The following is a 19,548-nucleotide window of genomic DNA, read 5'->3' on the forward strand; positions in this document are numbered from 1 at the left end:
CGCCTGGACGTCGACGGCCCCCGTCCGGTTTCGCCGGGCGGGGGCCGTCCCCGTGTCCGGCTCCGTCCCGGTCTCCCGTGCCCGGACGCGCCGCTCATCATGCGCATACAGAAGTCTGTATGAACTTGCAGCCGCCGATCATCGCTGCTAACCTTCGCTGCATAGTCATGCGGAGGTGAGTATGGGTATCCGAGTTGCGGTAGCAGGGGCGAGCGGCTACGCCGGGGGCGAGCTGATCCGCCTGGTCGCCGGGCACCCGGAGTTCGACCTGGTCGCCGCCACCGCGCACAGCCAGGCCGGGCACCGGCTCGACGTCGTACACCCGCAGCTCGCCGGCCTGGACCTGGTCCTCGGCGAGACGGACGCGACGGCACTGGCCGACGCGGACCTGGTCTTCCTGGCCCTGCCGCACGGCCAGTCGGCGGCCCTGGCGGCCCAGCTCCCGCCCGAGGTCCGCGTCGTCGACCTCGGCGCCGACCACCGGCTCGCCGACCCCTACGCCTGGGCCAACTACTACGGCGGCCCGCACGCCGGGCAGTGGACCTACGGCCTGCCCGAGCTGCCCGGCCAGCGGGAGCTGATCGCCGGCGCCACCCGGGTCGCCAACACCGGCTGCTACGCCGCCGCCATCACCCTCGCGCTCGCCCCGCTGATCGCCGCCGGCGCCGCCGCCCCGGCCGACGTGGTGGTCGTCGCGGCCTCCGGCACCTCCGGCGCGGGCAAGGCGGCCAAGCCGCACCTGCTCGGCAGCGAGGTGATGGGGGACCTGTCGCCCTACCGCGTCGGCACCCACCAGCACGTGCCGGAGATCAAGCAGGCCACCGGGGCGACCGGCCTGTCGCTCACCCCGGTGCTCGCGCCGATGCCCCGGGGCATCCTGGCCACCGTGACCGCCGTGCCGGCCCGGGGCGTGGACCCGCGGGCGGTGCTCGCCGAGGCGTACGCGCACGCGCCCTTCGTGCACGTGCTGCCCGAGGGGACCTGGCCGCACACCGCCGCCACCCTCGGCTCCAACTCCTGCCATTTGCAGGCCACCGTCGACGTCGACACCCGCCGGACCATCGTGCTCAGCGCGCTGGACAACCTCGGCAAGGGCGCCGCCGGCCAGGCCGTGCAGAACGCCAACCTCATGTTCGGCCTGCCGGAGACGACGGGCCTGTCCGTCTGGGGGATCGCACCATGAGTGTCACGACTCCGCGGGGGTTCCGGGCGGCCGGGGTGGCCGCCGGACTCAAGTCCAGCGGCGCGAGCGACGTCGCGCTGGTCGTCAACGACGGCCCGGACGCCGGGGTCGCCGCCGTGTTCACCGCCAACCGGGTCAAGGCCGCGCCGGTGCTCTGGACCCAGCAGGTGGTCCGCGGCGGCGTCGTCCGCGCCGTGGTGCTCAACTCGGGCGGGGCCAACGCGTGCACCGGTCCGGCCGGCTTCCAGGACACCCACGCCACCGCCGAGCACGCCGCCGCCGCGCTCACCTCGGCCAGCCCCCGGTTGATGCTCGGGGCCAGCGACGTGGCGGTCTGCTCGACCGGCCTGATCGGCGAGCGGCTGCCGATGCAGAAGCTGCTCCCGGGCGTACGCGCCGCGATCCGCGGCCTGTCCCGCGACGGCGGCCCGGCGGCCGCCGAGGCCATCATGACCACGGACACCCGCCCCAAGACCACGGTGGCGCGGGGCAGCGGCTGGACCGTCGGCGGCATGGCCAAGGGCGCCGGCATGCTAGCCCCGGCGATGGCCACCATGCTCTGCGTGCTGACCACCGACGCGGTGGCCGGGCCGGAGGCCCTCGACGCCGCGCTGCGCGAGGCGTGCCGGGTCACCTTCGACCGGGTCGACTCCGACGGCTGCATGTCGACCAACGACACGGTGCTGCTGCTGGCCAGCGGCGCGAGCGGCATCGCGCCGACGCCGGGCGAGCTGACCGCCGCGGTCACCGCCGCCGCGCACGACCTGGCCCAGCAGCTCGTCGCCGACGCCGAGGGCGCCACCAAGCAGATCGCCGTCGACGTGGTCGGCGCGGCGAGCGAGGACGACGCGGTCGAGGTGGGGCGGTCGGTGGCCCGCAACAACCTGGTCAAGACCGCGCTGTTCGGCAACGACCCGAACTGGGGCCGGATCCTCGCCGCCGTCGGCACCACCGCCGCCGCCTTCGAGCCGGACGCGGTCGACGTCGCGGTCAACGGCGTCTGGGTGTGCCGCTCCGGCGCCGCCGCCGAGGACCGGTCGAAGGTCGACCTGACCGGGCGGGACGTCACCATCCGGATCGACCTGCACGCCGGCGACGCCGAGGCCACCATCTGGACCAACGACCTCTCCCACGCGTACGTGCACGAGAACTCGGCCTACTCGACATGAGCCTCACCACCGACCTCACCCGCGCCCAGGCCAAGGCCGCCACGCTGATCGAGGCCCTGCCCTGGCTGGCCCGCTTCTCCGGCTCGACCGTCGTGGTCAAGTACGGCGGCAACGCCATGGTCGACCCCGAACTGCAACGGGCCTTCGCCGCCGACATGGTCTTCCTGCGCTACGCCGGCCTGAAGCCGGTCGTGGTGCACGGCGGCGGCCCGCAGATCTCCGCCATGCTCGGCCGGCTCGGCATCGCCAGCGAGTTCCGGGGCGGCCTGCGGGTCACCACCCCGGAGGCGATGGACGTGGTCCGGATGGTGCTCGTCGGCCAGGTGGGCCGGGAGCTGGTCGGGCTGATCAACGCGCACGGCCCGTTCGCGGTCGGCCTCTCCGGCGAGGACGCGGGCCTGTTCACCGCCGTGCGGCGGCCCGCCTACGTGGACGGGGAGCCGGTCGACGTCGGGCAGGTCGGCGACGTCGAGTCGGTCGACGTCTCGGCGGTCACCGACCTGATCGCGGCCGGGCGGATCCCGGTGATCTCCACCGTCGCGCCGGACGCCGACGGCGTGCTGCACAACCTGAACGCCGACACCGCCGCCGCCGCGCTCGCCGTCGCCCTCGACGCCCGCAAGCTGGTCGTCCTCACCGACGTGCCCGGCCTCTACGCCGACTGGCCGGACACCGGCAGCCTGGTCAGCGAGATCACCACCGACGACCTGGCGAAGCTGCTGCCGTCGTTGTCCAGCGGCATGGTGCCCAAGATGGAGGCCTGCCTGCGGGCCGTGCGGCAGGGGGTGCCCGCCGCGCACGTGGTCGACGGCCGGGTCGCCCACTCCACGTTGCTGGAGGTCTTCACCTCGGAAGGGTTCGGAACGATGGTCGTGAGCGCGAGGAGTGAGCTTGCGAGCCCCGCAGTCGCGAACAAGGAAGGTTCGGTTCCGTCATGAGCACGCTCGTCGAGCGCTGGTCGCAGTCGATGATGGACAACTACGGCACGCCGCCGCTGGCCCTCGTCTCCGGCTCCGGCGCCGTCGTGGTCGACGAGGCCGGCCGGGAGTACGTCGACCTGGTCGGCGGGATCGCGGTCAACGCCCTCGGCCACGCCCACCCGGCCGTGGTGGCCGCCGTGTCGAAGCAGGTCGCCACCCTCGGGCACGTCTCCAACCTCTACGTCGCCGAGCCGCCGGTGGCCCTGGCCGAGCTGTTGCTGGCCCTGGCCGGCCGGTCCGGCCGGGTCTTCTTCGCCAACTCCGGCGCGGAGGCCAACGAGGCGGCGTTCAAGCTGTCCCGGCTCACCGGCCGCACCCACGTGGTCGCCACCCGGGGCGGCTTCCACGGGCGGACCATGGGCGCGCTGGCGCTGACCGGCCAGCCGGCCAAGGCCGACCCGTTCCGCCCGCTGCCCGGCGACGTCAGCCACGTCGACTACGGCGACGTCGCCGCGCTGGAGGCGGCCGTCACCGACGCCACGGCCATGGTGATCCTGGAGCCGGTGCAGGGCGAGAACGGTGTCGTGGTCCCGCCGGCCGGCTACCTGGCCGCCGCCCGGCGGATCACCGCCCGGCACGGCGCGCTGCTGGTGCTCGACGAGGTGCAGACCGGCATCGGCCGCACCGGGCACTGGTTCGCCCACCAGGCCGAGGGCGTCGAGCCCGACGTGGTGACCCTGGCCAAGGGGCTCGGCGGCGGGCTGCCCCTCGGCGCCTGCCTGGCCTTCGGCCGGGCCGCCGACCTGCTCGGCCCCGGCATGCACGGCACCACGTTCGGCGGCAACCCGGTCAGCTGCGCCGCCGCCCTGGCGGTGGTGGGCACCATCGCGCACGAGGGGCTGCTCGACCACGTCAAGCGGATCGGCGAGCGGCTGCGCCGGGGCATCGAGGCGCTCGGCCACCCGCTGGTCGACGGCGTACGCGGCGCGGGCCTGCTGCTCGGCGTGGTGCTCGCCGCGCCCGTGGCGAAGGTGCTCGCCGAGGCGCTGCGGGAGACCGGCTTCCTGGTCAACCCGGTGCAGCCCGGCGTGGTCCGGCTCGCCCCGCCGCTGATCCTGACCGCCGCCCAGGTCGATGCCTTCCTGGCCGCTCTTCCCGCGGCCCTCGACGCGGCCTCCCCGGCCGCCGCCGGCACCACCCCGGCCGCCGCCGGCGAGAGCCCGGCCGCCGCGACCACCGCGACCACGACGGAGACGAGCGCATGATCCGGCACTTCCTGCGGGACGACGACCTGACCCCCGCCGAGCAGTCGGCCGTGCTCGACCTCGCGGCGCGGATGAAGGCCGACCGGTTCGGGCACCGGCCGCTGGCCGGCCCCCGGTCCGTGGCGGTGCTGTTCGACAAGCAGAGCCTGCGCACCCGGTTCTCGTTCGACGTCGGCATCGCCGAACTCGGCGGGCACCCCCTCGTGGTGGACACCCAGGTGACCCACTTCGGGCGGGGCGAGACCCTCGGCGACGCCGGGCGGGTCCTCTCCCGCTACGTCGCGGCGATCGTGCTGCGCACGCACGGCGACGACCGGATCGCCGAGGTCGCCGCCGCCGCGACCGTGCCGGTCGTCAACGCGCTCACCGACGGGTTCCACCCCTGCCAGCTCCTGGCCGACCTGCTCACGGTCCGCGAGCACTGCGGCGGCACCGCCGGCCGGACGCTGGCCTACGTCGGCGACGCCGCCAACAACCTGTCCCACTCGTACCTGCTGGCCGGGGCGACCGCCGGGATGCACGTGCGGGTCGCCGGGCCGGCCAACTTCGGCCCCGATCCGGAGGTGCTCGCCCGGGCCGAGAAGATCGCCGCCGGCACCGGCGGCTCCGTGCAGGCGCTGACCGACCCCGTCGCTGCGGTGGCCGGGGCCGACGTGGTCGCCACCGACACCTGGACCTCGATGGGTCAGGAGTCGGACGGCCTGGACCGGATCACCCCCTTCCTGCCGTACCAGGTCAACGCCGCGCTGCTGGGCCACGCCGCGCCCGACGCGATCGTGCTGCACTGCCTGCCCGCGCACCGGGGCGAGGAGATCACCGACGAGGTGCTCGACGGCCCGCACAGCGCCGTGTTCGACCAGGCGGAGAATCGGCTGCACGCCCAGAAGGCGCTGCTGACGTTCCTCCTCGGGGCCGCGCCCGCCGCCCCGGACGCGGCGGCGCCGGGCGCCGCCGCGACCAGGGAGACTCCATGACCGCCCCGCTGACCCGCGCCGCCCGCCACGCCCGCCTCGTCGAGCTGATCCGCGACAAGGCGATCCACTCGCAGACCGAGCTGGCCGACCTGCTCGCCGGCGACGGCATCCAGGTCACCCAGGCCACCCTGTCCCGCGACCTCAAGGAGCTGGGCGCGGTGACCGTACGCGGCGGCGACGGGCGGGCCGTCTACCTGATCCCCGAGGACGGCCACCGGCCGCTGCGCGACGCCGAGGCGGCGCCGGCCCGGCTGGTCCGGCTGCTGCGGGAGCTGCTCAACGGGGTCGACTCCAGCGGCAACATCGCCGTGCTGCGCACCCCGCCGGGCGCAGCCCACTACCTGGCCAGCGCGTTGGACCGAGCGGGCCTGCCCGAGGTCGTCGGCACCATCGCCGGCGACGACACCATCCTCGTCGTGGCCCGCGAGGCCGTCGGCGGGGCCGCGCTCGGCGACAAGCTCGCCGGCTGGGCCCGCCGGGAAGAGAACGTTGAAGGGAGCACCACACCATGACCGAGCGGGTCGTACTTGCCTACTCCGGAGGGCTCGACACCTCCGTCGCCATCCCGTACCTCGCCGAGCAGACCGGCGCCGAGGTGATCGCGGTCGCGGTCGACGTCGGGCAGGGCGGCGAGGACCTCGACGCCATCCGGCAGCGCGCCCTGGACTGCGGCGCGGTCGAGTCCGAGGTGGTCGACGCGCGCGACGAGTTCGCCGCCGAGTACTGCCTGCCGGCCATCCGCGCCAACGCGCTCTACATGGACCGCTACCCGCTGGTCTCCGCGCTGTCCCGGCCGCTGATCGTCAAGCACCTGGTGGCCGCGGCCCGCAAGCACGGCGGCACCATCGTGTCGCACGGCTGCACCGGCAAGGGCAACGACCAGGTCCGCTTCGAGGTCGGCCTGGGCGCGCTCGCGCCCGACCTGAAGATCATCGCGCCGGCCCGGGACTTCGCCTGGACGCGGGACAAGGCGATCGCCTTCGCCGAGGAGAAGGGGCTGCCGATCGACGTGTCGGCGAAGTCGCCGTACTCCATCGACCAGAACCTGTTCGGGCGCGCCGTCGAGACGGGCTTCCTGGAGGACATCTGGAACGCACCCGTCGAGGACCTGTACTCGTACACCGCCGACCCGGCGCAGGAGCGCGACGCCGACGAGGTCGTGATCACCTTCGACGCCGGCGTCCCGGTGGCGATCGACGGCGAGACCGTCACCCCGTACCAGGCGATCCTGGAGCTCAACCGGCGCGCCGGCGCCCAGGGCGTCGGCCGGCTCGACATGGTCGAGGACCGCCTCGTCGGTATCAAGAGCCGCGAGGTGTACGAGGCGCCGGGCGCGATCGCGCTGATCACCGCCCACCAGGAGTTGGAGGCGGTGACCGTGGAGCGGGACCTGGCCCGGTTCAAGCGCGGCGTCGACCAGCGCTGGGGCGAGCTGGTCTACGACGGCCTCTGGTTCTCCCCGCTGAAGAACAGCCTGGACGCGTTCATCGACGACGCGCAGCGGCACGTCAGCGGCGAGGTGCGGCTCGTCCTGCACGGCGGGCGGGCCACCGTCACCGGCCGGCGCTCCGAGGCCAGCCTCTACGACTTCGGCATGGCCACCTACGACACCGGCGACACGTTCGACCAGTCCCTGGCCAAGGGCTTCGTCCAGCTCTGGGGCCTGCCGAGCAAGATGGCCGCCGCGCGGGACGCCCGGCTGGGCGGCTGAAGATCGTGGGCACCACAATGGGCGGCGTGGACGACAAGAGCCTGACCGAGAACAGCGCCGCCACCAACCGCACCAGCCTCTGGGGCGGCCGGTTCGCCGGCGGCCCCGCCGAGGCCCTGGCACGGCTGTCGGTGAGCGTGCAGTTCGACTGGCGCCTCGCCCCGTACGACATCGCGGGTTCCCGGGCGCACGCCCGGGTCCTCGCGGGCGCGGGCCTGCTCGACCCGGAGGAGCTGGGCCGCATCCTCGCCGCCCTGGACGACCTGGAGGCCGCCTGCGCCTCCGGGCAGTTCCGCCCCACCGTCGACGACGAGGACGTGCACACCGCGCTGGAGCGCGGGCTGCTGGAGCGCCTCGGCAGCCTCGGCGGCAAGCTGCGCGCCGGCCGGTCCCGCAACGACCAGGTCGCCACCGACCTGCGGCTCTACCTGCGCGACCACGCCCGGGGCGTGGCGTCGCGCCTGGTCGAGCTGGCCGAGGCGCTGGTCGAGCAGGCCGGGCGGCACGTGGACACCGCCGCGCCGGGGATGACCCACCTCCAGCACGCCCAGCCGGTCACCTTCGGGCACTGGCTGCTCGCCCACGTGCAGCCGCTGCTGCGCGACCTGGAACGGCTGCGCGACTGGGACCACCGCACGGCGATCAGCCCGCTCGGCGCGGGCGCGCTGGCCGGTTCCGGCCTGCCGCTGGACCCGGTGGCCGTCTCCAAGGAGTTGGGCTTCCGCACGTCCTTCGCCAACTCCATGGACGCCGTGGCCGACCGGGACTTCGTCGCCGAGTTCCTCTTCGTCACCGCGATGGTCGGGGTGCACCTGTCCCGCCTCGGCGAGGAGGTGGTGCTCTGGACGTCGCAGGAGTTCGGCTGGGTGGAGCTGGACGACGCCTTCGCCACCGGCTCGTCGATCATGCCGCAGAAGAAGAACGCGGACATCGCCGAGCTGGCCCGGGGCAAGTCCGGCCGCCTCGTCGGCGGGCTGATGAGCGTGCTCACCATGCTCAAGGGCCTGCCGATGACCTACGACCGGGACATGCAGGAGGACAAGGAGCCGGCCTTCGACGCGGTCGACACCCTGGAGCTGCTGCTGCCGGCCCTGGCTGGGATGATCTCCACGATGACGGTCCGGGTGGACCGCCTCGTCGCCGCCGCGCCGGTGGGCTTCTCGCTGGCCACCGAGGTGGCCGACTGGCTCGTCCGCCGGGGCGTGCCGTTCCGCGACGCGCACGAGATCACCGGGAAGCTGGTGGCGCTCTGCGTGGCCCGGGACTGCGCCCTCGACGAGGTCTCCGACGCCGACCTCGCGGCGGTCAGCGAGCACCTCGACCCGTCCGTGCGGGACGTGCTCTCGGTCCGGTCGGCGCTCGCCGCCCGGACCACCCCCGGCTCGACCGGCCCCGGCCCGGTCGCCGACCAGCTCGCCGCCGCCGCGGACAAGCTGGCCGGCTGGCGGGAGTGGGCCGCCGAGCGGGTCGTGCCGCGCTGAGTGCGTGACCCCGCGCGGCGCGACATGCGTCGCGCGGGGTCAGGCCGTCGGCCGCTCCCGCTTCGGCAGCTTCGCCACCACCGCGTCGTACGACGCGTCGACCGCCTCGGTCAGCTCCTCGTCGTCGATCCCGCCGGCAAGGCGCAGCGTGTTCCAGCCGGAGCGCCCGATGTACGGCGAGGCTCGCGCGTCGCCCGGGTGCCGGTGCAGCCACTCGTCGGCGATCTCCCGGCTCGGGCCGCACTTCACCCCGACCGTCGGGTCGTCGCCGCCGGCGGAGCCGAGGAAGGCGAAGATCCGGCTGCCGACCTTCACCACCTCGTCGCCCTCCCACGGCTGGTCCAGCCAGGCGCCCGGCTTGCCCAGGCAGTACGCCAGCATCTCCTCGCGCGTCATCGCGTCCTCCTCGACACCGATCCCGCGCCCAGTCTGGCCCATCGGGGGCGTCAGTCGGTGGCGGCGGTGCGGGCGGAGAGGCGCTCGAAGCGCTGCTTGGCGGCCTGCGCGCTGCCCAGCCCGAGTCCGTACGCGATCTGCTGCCAGGTCAGCCCGCGGCCGCGGGCCAGCGTCAGCAGCCCCGCCTCCATGGCGTCGACCTCGGCGCGCAGGTGCGGCACGAGGGTGAGGGCCGCGACGAGGTCCGCGTCGTCGACCCGCTCCTCCCCGGGCTCCACCTCCGCCCCGCCGGCGGCGAGCGCCGTGACCAGCGCGACCGCCTCGTAGGTGTCCGGGACGTAGGGGTTGGTGTGGCGGCGGCGGCGCGTCTCGGTGCCGGCGTGCCGCTCGGTGATGCGGTGCAGCGCGTCGTACGTGCGGTGCGCCCGGGCCCGGCCGGCGTCGGGTGTGGTGAAGGAGTCGGTCATGGTCCGACCCCATCATGTCAACGATTGGTTGTCAACGGATAGTTGAAATGCCGAGCCGCCGAGCGTCGGAACGAGGCGGTGCCGGGGCCGGATAGGGTCGGGTCCGTGGTGGCGTCCTCCGACCGCCGTCCCGCCGACCTCGCGGGGCTGGCCGACCTGCTCTCCGGGCCCGTGGTGCCGGCCGCGCGCGGCCTGCTCGGCTGCCTGCTCGCCGCTGGCGGCGTCACCGTCCGGATCACCGAGGTCGAGGCGTACGCCGGCACGGCCGGCGACCCCGCGTCGCACGCCCACCGGGGCCGCACCCCGCGCAACGCGGTGATGTTCGGGCCGGCCGGGCACGCCTACGTCTACTTCACCTACGGCATGCACTGGTGCATGAACGTGGTCACCGGGCCGGACGGGGAGGCGTCGGCCGTGCTGCTGCGCGCCGGCGAGGTGGTCGACGGGCTCGACGTCGCCCGGGCCCGGCGCACCGCCGTACGCCGGGACGTCGACCTCGCGCGGGGGCCCGCCCGGCTCTGCGCGGCGCTGGGCATCGACAAGGGCGTCTACGGCCGCTACCTGCTCGGCGACGGCCCCGTCCGGCTGCGTCCGGCCGACCGGCCGGTGCCGGCGGACTCGGTGGCCGCCGGCCCCAGGGTGGGCGTGACGGGGGCACACGACGTCCCCTGGCGGTTCTGGATCGCCGGTGACCCCACGGTGAGCGCCTACCGCCGGCACGTCCCGCGCAGCCGCTGAGCCTCCGCTCGCCCCGCCTGCCGGCGTGACGGCGCCCACCACGGTCGCCTCCGCGCGTGGAATAGTTGACTCGTCAAATATGTTGTGCGGTGCGAAACGGGAACGCACCGGCCCCGGCCGGACAACGCGAGGAGCTGGTCATGCAGTTCGGAGTCTTCACCGTCGGCGACGTCACGGTCGACCCGACCAACGGTCGCGAGCCGACCGAGCATGAGCGGATCAAGGCGATGGTCACCATCGCGCTGAAGGCCGAGGAGGTCGGCCTGGACGTCTTCGCCACCGGCGAGCACCACAACCCGCCGTTCGTGCCGTCGTCGCCCACCACCATGCTGGGACACATCGCGGCCCGCACCGAGCGCCTGCTGCTGTCCACCTCGACCACGCTGATCACCACCAACGACCCGGTGAAGATCGCCGAGGACTACGCGATGCTCCAGCATCTCGCCGACGGCCGGGTGGACCTGATGATGGGGCGCGGCAACACCGGGCCCGTCTACCCGTGGTTCGGCCAGGACATCCGCAACGGCATCCCGCTCGCCATCGAGAACTACGACCTGCTGCGCCGGCTCTGGCGCGAGGACGTGGTCGACTGGAAGGGCCGCTTCCGCACCCCGCTGCAGTCGTTCACCTCGACGCCGCGCCCGCTCGACGGCGTGCCGCCGTTCGTCTGGCACGGCTCGATCCGCAGCCCCGAGATCGCCGAGCAGGCGGCCTACTACGGCGACGGCTTCTTCGCCAACCACATCTTCTGGCCGAAGGAGCACACCCAGCGGATGGTCGGGCTCTACCGGGAGCGGTTCGCGCACTACGGCCACGGCTCCGCCGACCAGGCCATCGTCGGGCTGGGCGGGCAGGTGTTCATGCGGCGCAACTCGCAGGACGCCGTGCGGGAGTTCCGGCCGTACTTCGACAACGCCCCCGTCTACGGGCACGGCCCGTCGCTCGAGGAGTTCAGCGCGCAGACCCCGCTGACCGTGGGCAGCCCGCAGCAGGTCATCGACCGTACGCTGGGCTTCCGCGACTACGTCGGCGACTACCAGCGCCAGCTGTTCCTCATGGACCACGCCGGCCTGCCGCTGAAGACCGTGTTGGAGCAGCTCGACCTGCTCGGCGAGGAGGTCGTCCCGGTGCTGCGCAAGGAGTTCGACTCGCTGCGCCCGGCGCACGTGCCCGAGGCGCCGACGCACGCGTCGCTGCGGGCCGCCGCCGAGCAGGCCGGGGCGGGCACGGAGGCCGGCCGATGACCCGCCGCACCCTCGCCGTGGTGTCGGCCGGGCTCGGTCAGCCCTCGTCGACGCGACTGCTCGCCGACCAGCTCGCCGCGGCCACCCGCGACGAGCTGGCCCGGCGGGGCGACGACGTGGACGTGCGCCCCGTCGAGCTGCGCGAGCACGCCCACGACATCGTCAACCACCTGCTCACCGGCTTCCCGCCGCCCGCCCTGCGGGAGGTGCTCGACACGGTCACCGGCGCGGACGGGCTGATCGCCGTCACGCCGATCTTCAACGCGTCGTACAACGGGCTGTTCAAGTCCTTCTTCGACCTGGTCGACTCGGGCGCGCTGGCGGACCGGCCGGTGCTGGTCGGCGCCACCGGCGGCACCGCCCGGCACTCGCTCGCCCTGGAGCACGCCCTGCGGCCGATGTTCGCCTACCTGCGGTCGGTCGTGGTGCCCACGGCGGTCTTCGCCGCGCCCGAGGACTGGTCCGACGGTGGCGCCGACGGTGCGCTGCGCGCGCGGATCGCCCGCGCCGGGGGCGAGCTGGCCGACCAGATCCACCGACGCCCGCCGGCCGCCGGCCCCGCCGACCCGTTCGCCCTCACCACCAGCTTCGAGGAGCTGCTCGGGGGCCGGGACCACTGACCGCCGCCGACCCGCCGGCCCGTCGTGGGCCGGCGGGTCCGCGCCGGCTCAGCGGGCGTGGCCGTACGGGTGGGCGACCAGCACCGGGCAGTGCGCGTGCTGCACCAGGGCCTGGCTGACCGAGCCGAGCAGCATCCCGGCGAACCCGCCCCGGCCCCGCGAGCCGACCACCACCAGCGCCGCCTCGCCGCTCGCCTCAATCAGCGCCTGCTCCGGCTTCTCCGCCCGGAGCACCCGCTCCTCGACGGCCAGCCCGGGGTGGCTGCCGCGCACCGCCGCCCCGGCGGTGGCCAGCAGCTCGGCGGACTCCGCGTGCGTGGCGGCCTGCGTCCCGGCCACCTCGTCCGGCGCCCGGTGCTCCCCGCCCGGCGGCCGGACGTGCGCCAGCACCAGCCCGACCCCGCGCCGGGTCGCCTCGTCGGCGGCGTACCCGACGGCCAGTTCGGCGGGCTCCGAGCCGTCCACCCCGACCAGCACCGGCCCGTCGACCGGGATCGGATCCTCGGCCGGGCGGACCACCAGCACCGGGCAGTGTGCGTGCGCGGCCACCTGCGCACCGACCGAGCCGAGCAGCAGCCCCGTGAAACCGCCCAGGCCGCGGCTGCCCACCACCACCAGCTCCGCCCGCCGGGACTCCTCGACGAGCGTCGCGCCCGGCCCGCCGGCGACCTGGCGTACCTCCACGGCCAGCCCCGGCCAGCGTTCCACGAGGTCGGCGGCCGTCTGCTCCAGCATCTTCTGCCCCTGCTCGGTCGGCGCCGGCAACCCCAGGTCGTACGGGTTGACCGGCACGCCGTAGCCGAGCGGATGCAGGTAGCCGTGCACCAGGTGCAGGGGGCGGGACCGCAGCACGGCGGCCCGGGCGGCCTGCTCCGCCGCCACCAGGCTCGACGGCGATCCGTCCACACCCACCACGACGGGTCGATTCATCAGCTCTCCCAGAGGTCGATCAGGTCATTGTCGACGCGGCTCCACCGGCGCACCCGGATTTCCCCGACGCGCCACCCGCCGAACCGGACCTGTCACCGCGCCAGCCGGCCACCCGGCGAGGCCCGGCGCGTCGGCTGTCGACGCTGCGCCGGCGCACCGGCCTTCCACCGGGTCCCGTCGCGGCGGCCGGGGGAGCGGCCGACGCGACGGGAAGGGGGGTGGCCGGGAAGGTCAGGACGCGTCGGCCCGCTTCGGGTGCCGCACGATCGCCAGCGGGGAGTGCGCGTGGTGCAGCACGGCGTGGCTGACGGAGCCGAGCAGCAGCCCGCTCAGTGGGCCCCGCCCGCGCGCCCCGACGACCACCAGCTGGGCCGCCTTCGACTCGTCGACCAGCACCCGGGCCGGGGAGCCCCGGACCAGCCGGTGCCGCACCGGCACGTCCGGGTAGCGCTCGGCGAAGCCGGCGACGGACTCGGCGAGCACGCGCTCCTCCTCCGCGGCGTAGGCGTCCAGGTCGTACACCAGGGGCAGGATGTCGCCCGGACCGACCGGTGAGGGGAAGAGCCAGGCCTGCACCGCGAGCAGCGGGGCGCCCCGGCGGGACGCCTCCTCGAAGGCGAACGCGACGGCCTCGGTGGAGTTCGCGGAGCCGTCGACGCCCACCACCACCGGACCGTCGGCGCGCGGCTCGCCGCGCACCACGAGGACCGGGCACAGCGCGTGGGCGGAGACCTGCACGGTCACCGAGCCGATCAGCAGCCCGGCGAAGCCGCCCAGACCGCGGTGCCCGAGCACCACCAGCGCGGCGTCCCGGGACTCGTCGAGCAGGACCGGGGTCGCCGCGCCGTCGACCACCGCGCCGGTGACCGCCACCTCGGGGGCGGCCTTGCCGGCCTCGGCGACCGCCTCGGCGACGTACCGCTCGGCCTGGTTGCGCAGGCCGGCACCGGTCGGCGCGCCCGGCACCGGGTCGACCGGGACGCGGGTCAACGGCCAGATGAAGGCGTGCACCACGCGCAGCGGGCGCTGCCGCTGCGCCGCCTCCCGCGCCGCCGCCCGGACCGCGTCGAGTGCGGCGGCCGAACCGTCCACACCCACCACGACGGGGGCACCGGTGTTGCTGGTCATGATTCCTCCTTGTTCACCTTCATCCTGCTCTGCCCGAACGCTACCGGTCAGAGGCGCCCGTCCCGGCCGTCGGGACCTTGGTCCCGATCCGCCGCTCCGACGGTCACGGCCGGGTCGCCCGCCGCCCGCGTGCCCTGGCCGGGCCCGCCCACCACGGCTGGTGTGACCGCGCCGTGCGGCTCGGTGCGCGACGACCCGGTGGCGGGGTCGACCGGTCGGCGGGCCAGCCGCAGCACCAGCCCGGGCAGCACGCTGACAGCGGCGCAGGCCAGCAGCTCCACCGCGCCGAGCGGCTCCGTGCCGAGCAGTTCCCGCAGCGGGGGCAGCAGCACCCCGGCGATCTGGAGCAGCGCCGAGACCGCCACCGCGACCGGCAGCGCGCGGTTGCCACGCCGGGCGCCGCCCGCCCGGGGTGCCCGGACCGCGAGCGCCACCCCGAGCTGGGCCAGGCCGAGGACCACGAAGACCACCGACTGCCACGGCCGGTCCGCGTGCGCGGCGGCCACGCCGGCGCCGAGCACCACGGCGGCGATCAGGGCGCCGGTGACCAGCACGTCCCGGCCCAGGCCGGCCCCGAGCACCGACTCGGAGGGGGAGCGGGGCGCCCGGCGCAGCGTGCCCGGCTCCGCCGGCTCCGCGCCCAGCGCCACACCCGGCACGCCGTGGGTGAGCAGGTTCACCCAGAGGATCTGGGCCGGCAGCAGCGGCACGGCCAGCCCGAACAGCGGCCCGAGCAGCATCACCGCGATCTCGGCGACGCCCCCGGAGAGGGCGTAGCGCAGGAACCGCCGGATGTTGTCGTAGATGCGGCGGCCCTCGCCGATCGCCGCGGCCACGGTGGACAGGTCGTCGTCGACGAGCACCAGGTCGGCGGCCTGCCGGGCGACCTCCGTGCCGCCGCCCATCGCCACGCCGATGTCGGCGCGGCGCAGTGCCGGAGCGTCGTTCACCCCGTCGCCGGTCATCGCCACCACGTGGCCCTGGGACTGCAGCCCGGCGATGATGTCGAGCTTCTGGTCCGGCTGCGTACGCGCGAACACCCGCGCCTGCGGGTGCGCCCGCGCCGGGTCGCCGTCGTCCCCGCGTACCAGCGGGTCGCCCTCGCGCCACAGCCCGAGCTGGCCGCCGATGGCCGCGGCGGTCGCGGGGTGGTCGCCGGTGACCAGCACCAGCCGGACCCCGGCGTCGTCGAAGCTGCCGGCGATGTCGGCCGCCCCCGCGCGCAGCGGGTCGCCGACGGCGACCAGCCCGACCGGCCGCAGCCCGGTCGGCCGGGCGGGGTCCGCCGGCGGCGCGTCGGCCACGGCGGACGCGACCGCGAGCACCCGCAGCCCCTCGGCGGCCAGCCGGTGCGCGGCGGCCGACAGCTCGGCGATCTCCTCGGCGGAGGCGTCGAGCAGCGGCGCGACCAGCACGTTCTCCGGCGCGCCCTTGCACACCACCAGGTACCGGCGGTCGCAGGAGCGGTGCACCGTGGTCATCCGGCGCAGCTCCTGGTCGAAGGGGTGCTCGGCGACCCGGGGCCAGGCGGCGCGGGTGGTCTCCGGCTCCAGCCCGCAGCGGGCGGCGAACGTGACCAGCGCCGCCTCCAGCGGGTCGCCCACCGCGGCCCACTCCGGCCGCTCGTCGGTGGGCGGCGCCAGCGTGGCGTCGTTGCAGAGCAGCCCGGCCCGCGCCAGGCGGCGCAGCTCGTCCGGTACGGCCACCGGCTCGCCCCCGTGGTGCACGGCCCCCCGGGGCGCGTAGCCGGTGCCGGTGACGCCGTAGCGGGAGCCGTCGGCCGTGACGGCGTGCTGCACCGCCATCCTGCCCTCGGTGAGGGTGCCGGTCTTGTCGGAGGCGATCACGGTGACGGAGCCGAGCGTCTCCACCGCGTGCAGCCGCCGGGGGATCGCCCGCGCCCCGGCCATCCGGCGGGCGCCGAGGGCCAGGGCGAGGGTGACGACCGCCGGCAGCGACTCGGGCACGGCCGCCACCACGAGGCTCACCGCGGTGACCGCCATGTCGACCACCGGCCGCCCGCCGACCACGCCCACGACGAACACCAGCCCGGAGAGCACCACCGCGGCGAAGCCGAGGATCCGGCCGAGCCCGGCGAGACGGCGCTGCAACGGGGTGGCGGCGGGCCGGGTGGACGCCACCAGGGCCGTGATCCGGCCGAGCGCGCTCGCGGCGCCGGTGCGCACCACCGTGCCGGTGGCCCGCCCGGTGGTGACCACCGTTCCCGCGCTGGCCTCCTCGCCGGCGGCCCGGCCCACCGGCACCGACTCGCCGGTCAGCGCCGACTCGTCGAGGGCCAGCCGGGCGGCCTCGGCCAGGAGCAGGTCGGCGGGGACCACGTCGCCGGCCTCGACCCGCACCAGGTCGCCCCGGACCAGGTCGGCGGCGGGCAGGACCAGGTCCCGCCCGTCGCGGACGACCCGGGCGGTGGGCGCCGCGAGCTGGTCCAGCGCGGCGATCGCCCGGTCGGCGCGGACCTCCTGCACCACGCCGATGGCGGTGTTCACCAGCACGACCAGCACGATCACGGCGGTGTCCGGGTAGTCCCGCAGCACGGTGGTGACCACGGCGGCGGCCAGCAGCAGCGCCACCAGCGGGTCGGTGAGCTGGTGCAGGACCCGGGTGGCCAGGTGCCGGCGGGGCGGGGCGACCGCCGCGTTCGGGCCGTCGGCCCGCAGGCGGGCGGCGGCCTCCGCCGAACTGAGCCCGGTCGCCGGCCTGGTCGAGGTGTCAACGGCCACCGCTGGGCCCCCGTCCTCGCCGTTCCCCGGACGTTCCCACGTCACCCCTCCGCCCTGCCGCGGCGCCGTTCCGGCGCATCGTCCCGGTTCCACCCTCGCTCCGTCGGGGACGGGCCGACCAGGGCGGTTCGTCCGCGCGGGCCGGGACCAACGGCCCTGTCGCCAAGGGACACGGCGCGGTGTACTGGGAGGCAGGACGACCGACCGTCGCAGGGACCGCGCCACCGCCGCGTCCTCCCGACGAAAGGGGCACCCGCATGACGACACTCGACGTGCTCCGCGCGCACCCGTTCCTCGCCGGCCTGCCCGAGCCGTGGCTGCCCCGGCTGGCCGGATACGCCCGGCCGGTGGTGTGGCACCCCGGACACCGGCTGTTCCGGGCCGATCAACCGGCGGAGCGTTTCTGGCTGGTCCGCGCCGGCCAGGTGGCGCTCGACTTCCCGGTGCCCGGCCGGGGCGACGTGGAGATCGAGACGATCGGTCCGGGCGGGGTGCTCGGCTGGTCGTGGCTGTTCCCGCCGTACCGCTGGCAGTTCGGGGCGGTGGCGGCGCAGCGCAGCACGGCGGTGGAGTTCACCGCCCCGGGGGTGCGCCGGCTGATGGAGTCCGACGACGCGCTCGGCCGGCAGCTCACCACCCGCTTCATGAGCGTGGTGGTGGACCGGCTGCACGCGGCCCGGGGCCGGCTGCTCGACCTGTACGGCTACCCCGCGGTCGCCCCGCCCGCCGCCTGATCACCCTTCGACGGCCGCCGCCCTACCTGTCGGGCCAGTGCGCGGCCGTGGCGGCGGCGAGGAACGCCCGGGCGCGGCGCCGCAACGCCGCCCAGTCGCCGGCGGCGACCTCGGCGGCGTTGACCAGGGCCCCGCCCGCACCGACGGCGACCGCTCCGGCCGCCGCCCACTCGGCCACAGAGTCCGGCGTCACGCCGCCGGTCGGTACGAGAGGCACGTCGGGCAGCGGGGCGAGCAGCTCCCGGACGTACGGCGGGCCGGCGACGCCGGCCGGGAAGAGCTTGACCAGGGCGGCACCCGACGACCAGGCGACGTCGACCTCGGTCGGGGTGAACGCGCCGCAGACCACCGGTGTCCCGGCCGCCTTCGCCTGCGCGAGCACCTCGGCCCGGGTGGTGGGCGTGACGAGGAACTCCGCGCCGGCGTCCGTGGCCGCGCTCGCCTCGGCGGGGGTACGCACGCTGCCGACGCCGACCCGGCACGAGCCGGCCAACTCCCCCCGGAGCGTCGCGACGGCGTCGAGCGCCCGGGGTGTGGTGAGCGTGACCTCGACGCTGTCCAGGCCCACCTCGGCCAACTCCCGGCCGGCGCGGACCGCCGCGTCGGGCTCGGACAGCCGGATGATGGCGATCACCCGGCCGAGAGGGATGGCGTCCCGCGTCTCGTGCCCTGATGCCATGCCGATCCTCTTCTCTCTGGAAGCGTCTCCCGGGATGTGGCAACGTATCCCGCATTATGCATGACGATAGCCATAGTGCCGCTGGGGCGGCCTCGGAACGCAGCGGCCCGGTGGCCGCCGGGAATCAGTCTTCGGCCTCGGCGCCCGGGCTGGAGATCGTCGGGTTGGGCGAGGCGATGGCCCTGTTCCAGCCGCCACCCGGCCAACCGCTCGCCGACACCGTGACCCTCGAAGTGCACGTCGCGGGAGCCGAACTGAACCTCTGCACGGCCGCCGCACGGCTCGGCGTCCGTGCGGCCTTCTGCAGCCGGGTCGGCGCGGACCCGCTCGGCACCCGGGTGCTCACGGCGGCAGCGGCCGCCGGCGTGGACACCTCGCTGGTGACCGTCGACCCGGGGCACCCGACCGGCCTGTACCTCAAGGACGTCCGGCCGGACGGGCGTCGACGGGTCTACTACTACCGGGGCGGATCGGCGGCTGCGCACCTCGACGCGTCCGACGCGGCGAGGCTGCTCGCCGCCCGGCCGCGGCTCGTCGCCGTCTCGGGGATCACCCTCGCCCTCGGTGCGGCTCCCCGGGCGGCGGTCGGGGCGGTGCTGCACCCCGCCCGGGGTCGGGGCGTCGCGGTGGCGCTCGACCCCAACCTGCGTCCCGCTCTCGGCGACGTCGACCGGCAGGCCGGTGCGGTGCGGGCGCTGCTGCGGTACGTGGATGTCCTGCTGCTCGGCACCGACGAGGCCGGGCCGGTCCTGGGCGTACGCGACCCGGACGACGCGGAGGAGGTCTTCGCCGCCGCGGCCGCCGCGGGCGTCGGCGAGACGGTGCTCAAGGCCGGCGCGGACGGTTGCCACCACGCCGGTCCGACCGGAGCCCCGGTGCACCTGCCGAGTGCGGCGACCACGGTGGTGGATCCGGTCGGGGCCGGCGACGCCTTCGCCGGCGGCTACCTGGCCGGCCGGCTGCGCGGCGCCTCGCCGGCCGCCGCGGCCGGGTTGGGCAGCGCCCTCGCCGCCGGTGTGGTGGCCCGGGCCGGCGACACCGCCGGCCTTCCGGACCGCATGGCCGCGGCCGAACTGCTGCGCCGGACGCTCGCGGCTGATGCCGCTGGGCCGGGCCTTGCCTCGACCATTCCGAGCATCCGGACGGGGGTTTGACGAACATGCAACCC

General features: G+C 75.5%; 19 protein-coding genes. 13 read left to right on the top strand and 6 right to left on the bottom strand.

All coding sequences use genetic code 11. From position 1 onward, the window contains the following. The first annotated feature begins 181 nt into the window (after positions 1–181). From argC to argH, 8 genes are read left to right on the top strand one after another with little or no spacing between them, the layout of a single operon-like run. Complete coding sequence (gene argC / locus ACGFZ2_RS22675) at positions 182–1,183, top strand: N-acetyl-gamma-glutamyl-phosphate reductase (RefSeq protein ID WP_393456507.1); 1,002 nt, start codon at positions 182–184, stop codon at positions 1,181–1,183. Beyond that, the gene (gene argJ / locus ACGFZ2_RS22680; RefSeq protein ID WP_393456510.1) at positions 1,180–2,352 is read left to right on the top strand and encodes a bifunctional glutamate N-acetyltransferase/amino-acid acetyltransferase ArgJ; all 1,173 of its coding nucleotides are present in this window, start codon (positions 1,180–1,182) and stop codon (positions 2,350–2,352) included. The genes argC and argJ overlap by 4 nt, the downstream gene beginning before the upstream one ends. Continuing rightward, positions 2,349–3,290, top strand: coding sequence for an acetylglutamate kinase (gene argB, locus ACGFZ2_RS22685; protein WP_393456513.1), 942 nt, complete (start codon positions 2,349–2,351; stop codon positions 3,288–3,290). Before argJ ends, argB begins: the two co-directional genes overlap by 4 nt. Next, complete coding sequence (locus tag ACGFZ2_RS22690) at positions 3,287–4,537, top strand: acetylornithine transaminase (protein ID WP_357700632.1); 1,251 nt, start codon at positions 3,287–3,289, stop codon at positions 4,535–4,537. The genes argB and ACGFZ2_RS22690 overlap by 4 nt, the downstream gene beginning before the upstream one ends. Continuing rightward, positions 4,534–5,511: an ornithine carbamoyltransferase gene (gene argF / locus ACGFZ2_RS22695; RefSeq protein ID WP_393456517.1), complete on the top strand. Its 978-nt coding sequence runs from the start codon at positions 4,534–4,536 to the stop codon at positions 5,509–5,511. Before ACGFZ2_RS22690 ends, argF begins: the two co-directional genes overlap by 4 nt. Beyond that, a complete protein-coding gene (locus ACGFZ2_RS22700; protein WP_350708881.1) occupies positions 5,508–6,023 on the top strand; it encodes an arginine repressor in 516 nt (171 codons plus the stop codon). The genes argF and ACGFZ2_RS22700 overlap by 4 nt, the downstream gene beginning before the upstream one ends. Beyond that, positions 6,020–7,222, top strand: coding sequence for an argininosuccinate synthase (locus tag ACGFZ2_RS22705; RefSeq protein WP_393263736.1), 1,203 nt, complete (start codon positions 6,020–6,022; stop codon positions 7,220–7,222). Before ACGFZ2_RS22700 ends, ACGFZ2_RS22705 begins: the two co-directional genes overlap by 4 nt. Positions 7,223–7,239: 17 nt before the next feature. After that, a complete protein-coding gene (gene argH / locus ACGFZ2_RS22710) occupies positions 7,240–8,703 on the top strand; it encodes an argininosuccinate lyase (RefSeq protein ID WP_350709060.1) in 1,464 nt (487 codons plus the stop codon). A 39-nt stretch (positions 8,704–8,742) separates the two neighbouring features. On the opposite strand, the gene ACGFZ2_RS22715 is transcribed toward argH, so the two are convergent. Then, entirely contained in the window at positions 8,743–9,099 is a 357-nt protein-coding gene (locus ACGFZ2_RS22715) for an MmcQ/YjbR family DNA-binding protein (protein ID WP_357700640.1), read from the bottom strand. A 50-nt stretch (positions 9,100–9,149) separates the two neighbouring features. Then, positions 9,150–9,566, bottom strand: a complete 417-nt coding sequence (locus ACGFZ2_RS22720; RefSeq protein WP_393263732.1) for a DNA-binding protein — start codon at positions 9,564–9,566, stop codon at positions 9,150–9,152. A gap of 108 nt (positions 9,567–9,674) precedes the next feature. Here ACGFZ2_RS22720 and ACGFZ2_RS22725 point away from each other — a divergent pair, with 108 nt between their 5' ends. From ACGFZ2_RS22725 to ACGFZ2_RS22735, 3 genes are all read left to right on the top strand, one after another. Then, positions 9,675–10,304 (top strand): DNA-3-methyladenine glycosylase, encoded by a 630-nt coding sequence (locus tag ACGFZ2_RS22725; RefSeq protein ID WP_393263846.1) that lies wholly within the window; start codon positions 9,675–9,677, stop codon positions 10,302–10,304. 140 nt (positions 10,305–10,444) lie between these two features. After that, positions 10,445–11,548, top strand: a complete 1,104-nt coding sequence (locus ACGFZ2_RS22730; RefSeq protein ID WP_393263730.1) for an LLM class flavin-dependent oxidoreductase — start codon at positions 10,445–10,447, stop codon at positions 11,546–11,548. Further along, complete coding sequence (locus ACGFZ2_RS22735) at positions 11,545–12,168, top strand: FMN reductase (RefSeq protein ID WP_350686777.1); 624 nt, start codon at positions 11,545–11,547, stop codon at positions 12,166–12,168. The genes ACGFZ2_RS22730 and ACGFZ2_RS22735 overlap by 4 nt, the downstream gene beginning before the upstream one ends. A 48-nt stretch (positions 12,169–12,216) precedes the next feature. Here the strand turns inward: ACGFZ2_RS22735 and ACGFZ2_RS22740 are convergent, their stop codons facing one another. The 3 genes from ACGFZ2_RS22740 to ACGFZ2_RS22750 form a co-directional block, all read right to left on the bottom strand. Continuing rightward, positions 12,217–13,098, bottom strand: a complete 882-nt coding sequence (locus ACGFZ2_RS22740; protein WP_393263728.1) for a universal stress protein — start codon at positions 13,096–13,098, stop codon at positions 12,217–12,219. Positions 13,099–13,329: 231 nt separating this feature from the next. After that, entirely contained in the window at positions 13,330–14,226 is an 897-nt protein-coding gene (locus ACGFZ2_RS22745) for a universal stress protein (RefSeq protein ID WP_393456520.1), read from the bottom strand. Between the two features lie 47 nt (positions 14,227–14,273). Continuing rightward, complete coding sequence (locus ACGFZ2_RS22750; protein ID WP_393456523.1) at positions 14,274–16,967, bottom strand: cation-translocating P-type ATPase; 2,694 nt, start codon at positions 16,965–16,967, stop codon at positions 14,274–14,276. Between the two features lie 257 nt (positions 16,968–17,224). On the opposite strand from ACGFZ2_RS22750, the gene ACGFZ2_RS22755 reads away from it, so the two are divergent. After that, a complete protein-coding gene (locus tag ACGFZ2_RS22755) occupies positions 17,225–17,701 on the top strand; it encodes a cyclic nucleotide-binding domain-containing protein (RefSeq protein WP_350708868.1) in 477 nt (158 codons plus the stop codon). Positions 17,702–17,723: 22 nt separating this feature from the next. On the opposite strand, the gene ACGFZ2_RS22760 is transcribed toward ACGFZ2_RS22755, so the two are convergent. Continuing rightward, positions 17,724–18,380, bottom strand: coding sequence for a bifunctional 4-hydroxy-2-oxoglutarate aldolase/2-dehydro-3-deoxy-phosphogluconate aldolase (locus ACGFZ2_RS22760; protein ID WP_393263722.1), 657 nt, complete (start codon positions 18,378–18,380; stop codon positions 17,724–17,726). A 110-nt stretch (positions 18,381–18,490) separates the two neighbouring features. On the opposite strand from ACGFZ2_RS22760, the gene ACGFZ2_RS22765 reads away from it, so the two are divergent. After that, the gene (locus ACGFZ2_RS22765; protein ID WP_393456526.1) at positions 18,491–19,534 is read left to right on the top strand and encodes a sugar kinase; all 1,044 of its coding nucleotides are present in this window, start codon (positions 18,491–18,493) and stop codon (positions 19,532–19,534) included. The last annotated feature ends 14 nt before the right edge of the window (positions 19,535–19,548 follow it).

Origin of the sequence: Micromonospora sp. NPDC048063, from assembly GCF_043202855.1 — a bacterium.
Classification (GTDB): domain Bacteria; phylum Actinomycetota; class Actinomycetes; order Mycobacteriales; family Micromonosporaceae; genus Micromonospora.

What these genes read in the sequence shown, in the direction of transcription:
- argF (WP_393456517.1), top strand. Translation starts at nt 4,534, where the DNA reads ATGATCCGGCACTTCCTGCGGGACGACGACCTGACCCCCGCCGAGCAG.
- ACGFZ2_RS22735 (WP_350686777.1), top strand. Translation starts at nt 11,545, where the DNA reads ATGACCCGCCGCACCCTCGCCGTGGTGTCGGCCGGGCTCGGTCAGCCC.
- argC (WP_393456507.1), top strand. Translation starts at nt 182, where the DNA reads ATGGGTATCCGAGTTGCGGTAGCAGGGGCGAGCGGCTACGCCGGGGGC.
- argJ (WP_393456510.1), top strand. Translation starts at nt 1,180, where the DNA reads ATGAGTGTCACGACTCCGCGGGGGTTCCGGGCGGCCGGGGTGGCCGCC.
- ACGFZ2_RS22745 (WP_393456520.1), bottom strand. Translation starts at nt 14,226, where the DNA reads ATGACCAGCAACACCGGTGCCCCCGTCGTGGTGGGTGTGGACGGTTCG.
- ACGFZ2_RS22705 (WP_393263736.1), top strand. Translation starts at nt 6,020, where the DNA reads ATGACCGAGCGGGTCGTACTTGCCTACTCCGGAGGGCTCGACACCTCC.
- ACGFZ2_RS22690 (WP_357700632.1), top strand. Translation starts at nt 3,287, where the DNA reads ATGAGCACGCTCGTCGAGCGCTGGTCGCAGTCGATGATGGACAACTAC.
- ACGFZ2_RS22740 (WP_393263728.1), bottom strand. Translation starts at nt 13,098, where the DNA reads ATGAATCGACCCGTCGTGGTGGGTGTGGACGGATCGCCGTCGAGCCTG.
- ACGFZ2_RS22755 (WP_350708868.1), top strand. Translation starts at nt 17,225, where the DNA reads ATGACGACACTCGACGTGCTCCGCGCGCACCCGTTCCTCGCCGGCCTG.
- ACGFZ2_RS22720 (WP_393263732.1), bottom strand. Translation starts at nt 9,566, where the DNA reads ATGACCGACTCCTTCACCACACCCGACGCCGGCCGGGCCCGGGCGCAC.
- argB (WP_393456513.1), top strand. Translation starts at nt 2,349, where the DNA reads ATGAGCCTCACCACCGACCTCACCCGCGCCCAGGCCAAGGCCGCCACG.
- ACGFZ2_RS22760 (WP_393263722.1), bottom strand. Translation starts at nt 18,380, where the DNA reads ATGGCATCAGGGCACGAGACGCGGGACGCCATCCCTCTCGGCCGGGTG.
- ACGFZ2_RS22700 (WP_350708881.1), top strand. Translation starts at nt 5,508, where the DNA reads ATGACCGCCCCGCTGACCCGCGCCGCCCGCCACGCCCGCCTCGTCGAG.
- argH (WP_350709060.1), top strand. Translation starts at nt 7,240, where the DNA reads ATGGGCGGCGTGGACGACAAGAGCCTGACCGAGAACAGCGCCGCCACC.
- ACGFZ2_RS22730 (WP_393263730.1), top strand. Translation starts at nt 10,445, where the DNA reads ATGCAGTTCGGAGTCTTCACCGTCGGCGACGTCACGGTCGACCCGACC.
- ACGFZ2_RS22715 (WP_357700640.1), bottom strand. Translation starts at nt 9,099, where the DNA reads ATGACGCGCGAGGAGATGCTGGCGTACTGCCTGGGCAAGCCGGGCGCC.